Consider the following 8,907-nt stretch of genomic DNA (forward strand, 5'->3'; position numbering starts at 1 on the left):
GCTGACGGACGGGCCGGGGCGGTGGCGACAGGGCGAGGTCACGGTGCGGTGGGAGGCGCTGGCGCCGCGGGGGTGACGGCGGCGCGGTCGGCGGTGATCCGGGATGCCCGATTCGGTGGCGACCGGGCCGGGAGGATCGCTGTGGTGGACGGCCGCCTTTTCCGTCCGGGGCAATGCAGGCGCCGTCATCGATCTTCGCGCGGGTCAGAGTTCTCCGGTGACCACGCTCTTCCGGAAGGCTTCCCATGCGCGAGCGGTGAACCGCAGGGGCTGCCGCCCGGGGTGTTTCGAGTCGCGCACGGCCCAGATCTGGCCGGGCAGGTCGGCGATCTCGACGCAGTTGTTCTCCCCGGCGCTGTGGGAGGACTTGCGCCAGACGGCGGTGGCAGGATCGGTGCGGTGCAGATCCGCCCTGGTTCGGTTCACGTGCGGGTGCTCTCTTCCAGTCGTGCGATCAGGGCCAGGGACTCGTCGGTCGGCAGGGCCGCCGCGAGGATCCTCTCGAAGGCGTTGGCGAAGATCTTCACTTCGTCGACGGCCTCAACGTAGGACGCCCCGACCAGGTTCTCCAGCAGCACCACAGCGGGCATGAGGCCAGGGAAGCCGACGAGGCTGAAGCCACCACTGGTGCCGGGATGCGGGCCGGCGTGCAGCGGCATGATCTGCAACGTGACGTTCGGTAGGTCCGCAGCGTCCAGCAGGCGCCGCAGTTGATCCCGCATGAGGGTGGGACGCGTGGCGAAGCGCTGGTGCAGGACGGCTTCGTGGATGACCGCCCACAGCGTCAGCGGCCTCTCCGGGCGGGACAACACTGCCTGGCGGGCCATGCGGACCTCTGCCAGGGCGGTGACCTCCTGCGGGGTGCGGGTGGTGGCGTTGACGGCAATGGTCTCGCGGGCGTAGGCGGCGGTCTGCAGCAGGCCGGGGATCAGCTGGGGCGCCCACTCGGAGATCCGCTCGGCGTCGGACTCCAGGGAGATGTAGTCCGCGTACGCGGGTGCCACGAGGCCGCTGTAGGTCTGCCACCAGCCCTTGTTGCCGGCGTGCTTGGCCAGGCCCTCCAGGGCGGAGTACACCTCGGGGTCGGTGACCCCGTAGGCCGTGAGGACGTCGGTGACCTCGTTGGGGCGGATGTGGGCCTGGGCGTTCTCGATCCGAGAGAGCTTGGGGGAGGTCCAGCTGCTCTTTTCCCGGCCGGCCTCTGTGTCGAGCTTGGCCAGCAGTCCGGCGGCTTCTTCCAGGGTCAGACCTGCGTTGTCGGGCCCGGCCGTGTTGCGCAGCTGACGCAGGGCCTCCCCAAGGCGTCGTCGTCGGACGGTCGGGACCGGTCGCGCGTTTGGCATATGCAGAGTGTTTCACCACCGCCTCTCGCAAGTCGACAGCACACCGAGACGGCATCACTAACTTCGGTGTCAATATTGCGAGTTACGTCCGAAGCGTGCCACGATCGGTGGGAAGACGCCTGGATACATGGCAGTTGGCGGGCCGTGGCGGCCGGGGTCAGCCCGAAGGCGGTGGAGAACGCTCGGCTGGCGGCCTCAGAACTGGTCGACAACGCGGTCTCGGCGGCGAGTACGGTGCCGCTCGGCTCGCTGCCTGCCCGGTACCTCACCCGGTTGAGAGGGGCCTGCGGCTCCGCCCGCCCGGGAGAACTCCAGCCCGCTCGGGTTGTTCCCGTCCTTGCGAGCGGGCAGGTCCTTGAGTCGGCGGCTCCGCCTGGCGGCAGGCGCCGGAGAAACGGAGGTTTGATGCCCCGCACCTCTCATCCACTCACTCCCGCCGCCGACTCCGCACACCGGCCCGGACTCCCAAACCGCAGAAAGGATGATCCAGACGCGTCGATGATCCATGTCTTCGCTGACGACACCACCCACTCTCTCCCGGCCCTGGGCCGGATCCACCAGACGCTGTGCGCCGAACAGCCTGCTCTTCAGCTGGAGGGCATGCTGCTGCACACCTGTCAGCGCATCGAGTGGTACGCCGTCGGCAGCCCGGCGTCGCCGGTCCCGGTGCTCGACGGTCGGCCCTGCCACCAGGGCAGCCGCGCGGCCTTGGCCAGGCTGGCGCAGATCGCCGCCGGCACCCGGTCGCTGGTCCTGGGCGAGCGGTTCATCCACCAGCAGGTGCGCGCCGCCGCCGGACGGCTGCCAGCCGACCATCCGCTGTTCCGCCTCGCCACGGAGGCGTTACGCCTGGCGGAGCAGGCCCGCAAGACCTTCGATCTGCACGCCAGCGTGGACTACAGCGACCTCCCGAAGCTCCTCCTCAGCCGATATGGGAGCGCTCCCGGGCGGCTGCTGCTGGTGATCGGTGGTGGCATGCTCGCCCGCGCGGTGGCCGCCGCCCCGCCTGCCGGATACGAGCGCGTGGTGATGATGACGCGTGGCCCGCGCAAACTGCGCCGCCTGGTGGACGGGCTCGGCAACGTCACGGTGATCCGCGCCCCGAGCCTGGCAGCGGCCCTGACCGGTCGACCGTACGACACCGTCATCGCGACCACGAACCTGCATCCGGACTACCGGGCCCAGGTGGCGGCGGCCGCGTGCTCCTCGCGGTGCGGCGGCGTGGTCGATCTGTGCGGCACCCCGGCGCTCGACCAGCGGCCCGAGGGCTACCACCACCTGTACGACCCGGAGGTCCTGCGCACGCTGGCCGTCGCCAACCGCGACCTGGCCGAACGGGCCGCCCTGGCCCGGCAGTGGATCATCCAGCAGGCGGAGGTGCTCGCATGACGCTGCGAACCACCGAGGTGCTCGTGATCGGGGCGGGCCCGGCCGGCCTGCTGGCCGCCGACCGCCTCGCCCAGCGCGGGGTCGATGTCGTCCTGGCCGACGCCGGACGCCACCACACCCGCCGCACGTGCCCGGTCGACCGGCTGCGCTCATGCCACGGCTGCCGCGGCGTGTGCAACGTGATCTCCGGGTTCGGCGGCTCCGTCCACTACGGGGACGGCGTCAAGCTCTCGAAGTTCCCCAGCGGCCGCCGCCTGGCCGAACTCCTCGGCCCCGAGCGCGCCCGGGCGCTGAGCGACCGGGCCCTGGAGGGCCTGTGCGGTACGGCGGTGCCCGCCTTCCGCGGCGCCCGCCCCGGCGCATCGCCGTTCGCGGTGAAGGACTACCCCGTCGCCTCCCTGTCCTCCGCCCAGGTCCGCGCACTCATCGACCGGCTGCACGACCGCCTGTCCGCCAGCAGCCGCGTCACCCTGCGCCTGGCCACCGAGGTCACCTCCCTGCGGCCGGATGAGCGCCGAAGGTTCACCGCTGTCCTGCGCACGCCCGGAGGCGAGGAGCAGATCACCGCCCGGCAGGTCATCGCCGCGGTCGGCCGCCGCGGCCAGCGCTGGTGGTCCCGGCAGATCCGCGATCTCCAGCTCGCTTTCACCCCTCCCGTCCCGTCGGTCGGGGTGCGTTTCGAGGCCCCCACCAGCCTGTTACGACCCGGATCGGTCATCCATGACGACTTCAAGACCACCCTGGTCCGGCACGGCGTGAAGGTGAAGACCTTCTGCTGGTGCGCCGGTCCGGGCGGCGGACGCATCAAGTTCACCGACTACGGCGATCACACCCTGCTGGACGGCCACGTCATCCCCGAAGAAGGCGCGTCCGCCCTCGGCAACTTCGCCCTCCTCGCCCAGCTACGCGACCCGGCCGGGCACCCGCGGGACGCCGCCTGGGTGGCCGACCGCCTGCTGGCCCACTACCGGGCCCTGCGCCCGGACCGCCCAGGCAAGCCGGTGCTCCAGTGGTATCCGGACTTCCGCACCCGACAGCTCACCTGCACCACCCTGGACGACTTCGCCCGGCGCGCCGGGCACGCCCCCTCGCTGCGCGACTACCAGATGGCCGACCTCGCCGGCATCCTCCCCGCCGAGGTGCACGCCGCGCTGTGCGCCGTCTTCGAGGAGCTGATGGCCGCGTTCACCGGCCGACCGCTCACCGACCGCCGCGCCCGGCAGGTCGGGGTCATCGGCTTGGAGCTGGAGAACCTCTGGGACGAACTCGTCCTGAGCGACGGGATGGAGACCTCCCTGCCCGGCCTGTACGCCGCCGGGGACTGCACGGGCCTGGCCCAGGGCATCCTGCAGGCCGCCGTCGCCGGCGTGGCCGCCGCCGACCGCGTTCTGGCCGCCCCCGCCGACACCCGCTACGGGGCCGCGTGATGGAGGCCATCACCGGCCAAGCCGTCCACCTCGCCGAAGACCGCTTCGCCGACAACCTCGCCCTTGCCTTCGTCGGCGGTTCCTACGCCCGCGGCACGCACCAGGCCACCAGCGACATCGACGCCTTCGTCCTCCTGCACCACAGCGACCGGGCGGCCGAACGCGCGTTCGCCAAGAACCTGCGCGACCTGCACCACCGCGCCGGGCTGGACTTCGACCACTGCGGCGAGATCTTCGACGCCGCCACCTTGGAAGCGCTACTCGCCTTCACCGAGCAGGTGCTCGCCGCCGCGCCCGCTCTCCAGCACTCCGCCTGCTACCAGGCCGACTGCCCGCTGTCGGTCTTCCGCAAGGGCGACGTCGTCTTCAAGTTCCTCGCCGACCCGAAGATCCACATCCGCGACCCGCACCACCTGCTCCCCGACCTGGAAGACCGCGCGACCGCCTACTTCACCCGCTGGCCGATGCCCCGCGTCCAGGAACACAAAAAGCACCTCCACCTGCCGCCGGGAAGCCCGCAGAGCCGCCTCGCCGCCCAGTGGGCGGCCCACGCGGCGGGCCGGGACTGGACCGACACCCCTGTCGGCATCGGCCTGGAACGCTGGTTCGGCGCTACCCCGCTGCGCGCCCGCGCCCGCCGCTTCCCGCCGCTCCCGGCCGCCGCGGCCCCTCACAGCCCTCGCGCCTGCCCGCTCCCGGACGCCCAGGGCCCGGCCCGCCAGGCGTTCGCCGCCCAGTGCCTGGCCTTCACCCACCCCGCGCACCCGGAGGGATCATGACCGCTGTCGATCTCGGCATGCCGCGCCCGCGCGCGCCCCTCTACACCCAGCGCCGCGAGCGCTTCCTGTTCCTGTACCCCACCACCGCGTGCGGCCTGCGGTGCAAGACCTGCTACGTCGGCAACACCCGCCTGAACGCCGCGAACACCATGACCCTCCAGCGCGCCGTCGAGATCATGGACTACTTCAAGATCACCGGCGGGCACGACAAGCTGTACCTCCTCGGCGGCGAGCCGACGCTGCACCCGCAGCTGCCGCAGATCGTCCGCGAGGCCCGCGACCGCGGCTACCAGGTCACCATCTCCAGCAACGGAGACTTCGACGACCACGTCTTCGACCAGATCGGGCCGCAGCTGCTCAGCTCGTTCAACTTCAGCCTGGAGTCCGCCGACCCCGCCGTCCACCGCACGATCCGCGGCAACCCGCACAACTTCGCCAAGGTGACCGACCGCATCGCCGAAGCCCGCCGCCGCGGCCACCAAGTCCGCGTCATGTGCACGGTCTCCCAGGCCAACGCCGACCGCGCCCTGGACCTGATCCCCTTCCTCGCCGACCTCGGCGCGCACACCCTGAGCTTCCACAACCTGGGCAAGACCGGCAACGGCGCCCGCTTCCTCCAGCCCCTCAGCCCCGCCGACTGGATGGACTTCTGCGCGCGCCTGGAGGCGTACCCGCCCGAGCCCCGCCTCGCCGTCTACTACCCGCCCACCTTCGTCCCCGCCCACGCCCAGCAGCAGTGGGCCGACCGCGGCTACCCCGGCTGCCCGGCCCGCACCTTGGACCGGCCGCACGTCTACCCCGACGGCACCGTCTACGCCTGCCCCGTCTTCATGGACGACGACCGGCACTACGCCCGCTTCCGCGACGGCCGCCTGGTGCTCAACCCCTCACCCGGCAACGAGCTCAACGCCTACCTGACCGCCGACCCGGTGTGCACCGGCTGTCCGAACACGGGCACCTGCGGCGGCGGCTGCCCTGCCTACTCCCAGCTCCCGGCCTACGCCGAGGACGGCTTCTACGCCTGCGACCGGCAGATCACCCCGCTGTGCATCCTGTGGACCGTCTCCGCCTGGGGCGCCCGGCCCGCCGACTCCCTGCACGCCCTGCGATGACGGAAGGCCCCGCCGTGACCGACACCCTCTTCTCCGCGGCACCCCACGCGACCGCCGCGAAGGAACCCTTCCTGTTCCTCTACATCACCCACCGGTGCTCGCTGCGCTGCACCCACTGCTACATGGGCGACCGGCTCGACAACGAAATCCGCATGAGCCCCGCCAAGGTCGAGCAGATCCTCTCCAGCCTCCGCGTCCTGTACGGCCAGTACAAGGTCTACCTGCTCGGCGGCGAGCCGACCACGCACCCGGAACTCGACGCCATCCTCGACGTCTGCAAGGCCCAGGGCTACAAGACCGTCATCACTTCCAACGGCCTCATCCCGCCGAAGGTATGGCCCGTCCTGGACCACCGGCTCGACAGCTTCAGCTTCTCCATGGACGGCGCCCGCCTGGAGACCCACGAAACCATGCGCGGCCCGAACACCTGGGCGCCGCTACTGCGCAGCATGGAACGCGCCATCGAGGCCGGCTTCCAGACCCGGGCGATCTTCACCGTCACCACCGAGAACCGCGGCGACGTCCTGGACGCGATCGACCTGGCGGACTCCCTCGGCCTGGAGATGCTGTCCTTCCACTACTTCACCCCCACAGGGCTCGGCAAGGACAAGCCGCACCTGCAACTCCCGCCCGCCGAGTGGATGGCGCTGTGCCAGGACATCCGGCGCCACGCCGCCGACCACCGGGTCCGGGTCTTCTACCCGCCCGGCTTCGCCACCCCCGACCAGCTCCCCGCCATCAGCGCCCAGGGCTACGGCGGCTGCACCGCCCGCAACCTCGAACGCCTCGCGATCTTCCCCGACAACCGCGTCTACATCTGCTCGGCGTTCTTCGACACCGACCTGCACCACGGCACCTTCCGCGACGGCGCGATCGTGCCCCGCCTCCACCACGGCACCAGCGAACTCACCCTCGTCAGCAAGACCGCCCCCGGCTGCCGCACCTGCTCCCACGCCCCGGTCTGCGGCGGCGGCTGCGCGGCCTACGACTACCTGGAGCGCACGCTCGTCAGCAGCGACTGCGACCAGCAGACCGTTCCGATCTGCCCCCTGTGGTCCATGCCCGCCGAGCCCGCCGCCACCGCGCACCGCCTGGTCGACCTGCGCTGACACCCCTCCCGCCGGGCACCGCGGAGTCCTCGCCCCGCCCAGGGCGCGGCGAGGACTCCGCGCGGGCCGGTTTCACGAGGCCGGACCGGCCAGCTTCGCCGCCGCGGCGTCGAGGCGGGCCAGCGTGCGCTCCCGCCCCAGGACCTCCACCGACTCGAACAACGGCAGTCCGACCGTACGGCCGGTCACCGCGACCCGCACCGGCGCCTGCGCCTTGCCCAGCTTCAGCCCCTGCTCGGCCGCGGCTGCCTCCAGGCCGGTCTTCAACGCCTCCGCCGTCCACTGCGCCCCGGACCACGCCTCCCGCGCCGACGCCAGCATGGCCTCCGCACCCGGCTTCATGGCCTTCGCCCACGACGCCTCCTCGTACGGAGGCTCGTCCAGGAACAGCCAGTCGACGTACCGGGTGATCTCGCTGAGCACCGCCACCCGGGTCTGCGCCAGCGCAGCGACCGCACGGAAGGCCGCCTCATCGAACGCCTCGGCCGCCCACGGCGCGTACGGCGCCCGCAGCCACCTCCGGCACGCCTGGACGAACTCCTCCTCCGGCAGCCGGCGGATGTACTCGCCGTTGAACGCCGACAGCTTCTTCACATCGAAGAACGCCGCCGCCCGGGTGACGTCCTCCAGCCGGAACAGCGCCTCCAACTCCTCGAAGGGACGGATCTCGACATCATCACCGGGCCCCCAGCCGAGCAGCATCAGGTAGTTGACCATCGCCTCCGGCAGATAGCCCTCGGCCAGGTAGTCCTCCAGCGCCACCTTGTCCCGGCGCTTGGACAGCTTCTGCCGCTTCTCGTTCACGATCACCGGCAGATGCGCCCACACCGGCGGCCGGACGCCGAGCGCCTCCCACAAAAGCTGCTGCTTCGGCGTGTTCGACAGATGCTCCTCGCCGCGGATCACATGGGTGATCCCCTCACGGATATCGTCCACCGCGTTGGCCAGGACGAACACCGGCGCCCCGCTGCCGCGCGCGATCACGAAATCCTCAAGGGCGCCGTTCGGGAACTCGGTACGCCCCCGCACCACGTCCTCGACGACCGTGGACCCCTCATCCGGCGTACGGAACCGCAGCGCCCGGCCCTCGGCGTACTCCAGCCCGCGCTCACGGCAGAACCCGTCGTACCCCAGCTGCTGGGAACCCGTCCGCTGCACCAGCTCCTCACGCGTGCACGCGCAGTAGTACGCCTTGCCCTCGGCGTGCAGGCGCAGCGCCGCCTCACGCTGGCTTTCGGTGTTGTGCGACTGAAAGTACGGGCCCTCGAAAGCCGGGTCCTTGTCGCTGATACCGATCGCGGCCAGAGCGCTGATGATGCCGTCCACCCACTCCGGCCGATTGCGCTCCGCGTCCGTGTCCTCGATCCGCAGCACGAACCGGCCCTGCTGCTGCCGGGCCAGAGCCCAGTTGAACAGCGCGGAACGAGCACCACCGACGTGGAACATGCCCGTAGGCGACGGAGCAAATCGGACACGGAGTGTGTTGGACATGGCCACAAGAGTAGTCGGACACGCCGACACTCCAGGCCCTCACACGTCAGCCCCGCCCCTGAGCAGCCGGGCGGCGGCACGTATGGGTCGCGCTGGGCCCGCACGGCCCCCGCACGGTCACCTTCGCCGCCCGCCTGGCGTCCCTGGACCGCCCCTCGGACCTGGCCGAGCGCCTGCCGAAGGCCCTGATACACCGCAACGTCCCCGGCGAGCCGGTGCACGCCTTCCTGCGCGCCTTCGACCACGCCTGGGCGGCG

At 71.4% G+C, this 8,907-nt stretch carries 8 protein-coding genes and 1 pseudogene; 6 read left to right on the forward strand and 3 right to left on the reverse strand.

The annotated features are described in order from the left end of the window. Nucleotides 1-204: 204 nt before the first annotated feature. Nucleotides 205-426 carry a DUF397 domain-containing protein gene (locus RKE29_RS24855; RefSeq protein WP_312007858.1) on the reverse strand — a complete coding sequence of 74 codons (222 nt, stop codon included), beginning with the start codon at nt 424-426 and terminating at the stop codon, nt 205-207. Beyond that, entirely contained in the window at nt 423-1,343 is a 921-nt protein-coding gene (locus tag RKE29_RS24860) for a helix-turn-helix transcriptional regulator (protein ID WP_312007859.1), read from the reverse strand. Before RKE29_RS24860 ends, RKE29_RS24855 begins: the two co-directional genes overlap by 4 nt. 498 nt (nt 1,344-1,841) lie before the next feature. Between RKE29_RS24860 and RKE29_RS24865 the strand changes: the two genes are divergently transcribed. The 5 genes from RKE29_RS24865 to RKE29_RS24885 are packed head-to-tail and all read left to right on the forward strand — an operon-like array spanning nt 1,842 to nt 7,159. Continuing rightward, nucleotides 1,842-2,732 (forward strand): hypothetical protein, encoded by an 891-nt coding sequence (locus RKE29_RS24865; protein WP_312007861.1) that lies wholly within the window; start codon nt 1,842-1,844, stop codon nt 2,730-2,732. Then, the gene (locus RKE29_RS24870; protein WP_312007862.1) at nt 2,729-4,159 is read left to right on the forward strand and encodes an FAD-dependent oxidoreductase; all 1,431 of its coding nucleotides are present in this window, start codon (nt 2,729-2,731) and stop codon (nt 4,157-4,159) included. Before RKE29_RS24865 ends, RKE29_RS24870 begins: the two co-directional genes overlap by 4 nt. Beyond that, nucleotides 4,159-4,938 carry a nucleotidyltransferase domain-containing protein gene (locus tag RKE29_RS24875; protein WP_312007863.1) on the forward strand — a complete coding sequence of 260 codons (780 nt, stop codon included), beginning with the start codon at nt 4,159-4,161 and terminating at the stop codon, nt 4,936-4,938. The genes RKE29_RS24870 and RKE29_RS24875 overlap by 1 nt, the downstream gene beginning before the upstream one ends. Beyond that, nucleotides 4,935-6,050, forward strand: coding sequence for a radical SAM protein (locus RKE29_RS24880; protein WP_312007864.1), 1,116 nt, complete (start codon nt 4,935-4,937; stop codon nt 6,048-6,050). The genes RKE29_RS24875 and RKE29_RS24880 overlap by 4 nt, the downstream gene beginning before the upstream one ends. A 14-nt stretch (nt 6,051-6,064) precedes the next feature. Next, nucleotides 6,065-7,159 (forward strand): radical SAM protein, encoded by a 1,095-nt coding sequence (locus tag RKE29_RS24885; RefSeq protein WP_312007865.1) that lies wholly within the window; start codon nt 6,065-6,067, stop codon nt 7,157-7,159. 72 nt (nt 7,160-7,231) lie between these two features. Here the strand turns inward: RKE29_RS24885 and gltX are convergent, their stop codons facing one another. After that, nucleotides 7,232-8,605: a glutamate--tRNA ligase gene (gltX, locus tag RKE29_RS24890; protein ID WP_312007866.1), complete on the reverse strand. Its 1,374-nt coding sequence runs from the start codon at nt 8,603-8,605 to the stop codon at nt 7,232-7,234. A 113-nt stretch (nt 8,606-8,718) separates the two neighbouring features. Here gltX and RKE29_RS24895 point away from each other — a divergent pair. Beyond that, nucleotides 8,719-8,907 (forward strand): annotated as a pseudogene (locus RKE29_RS24895) (class I SAM-dependent methyltransferase); the annotation flags it as partial.

This window comes from Streptomyces sp. B1866 (assembly GCF_031932565.1).
Lineage (GTDB): Bacteria > Actinomycetota > Actinomycetes > Streptomycetales > Streptomycetaceae > Streptomyces.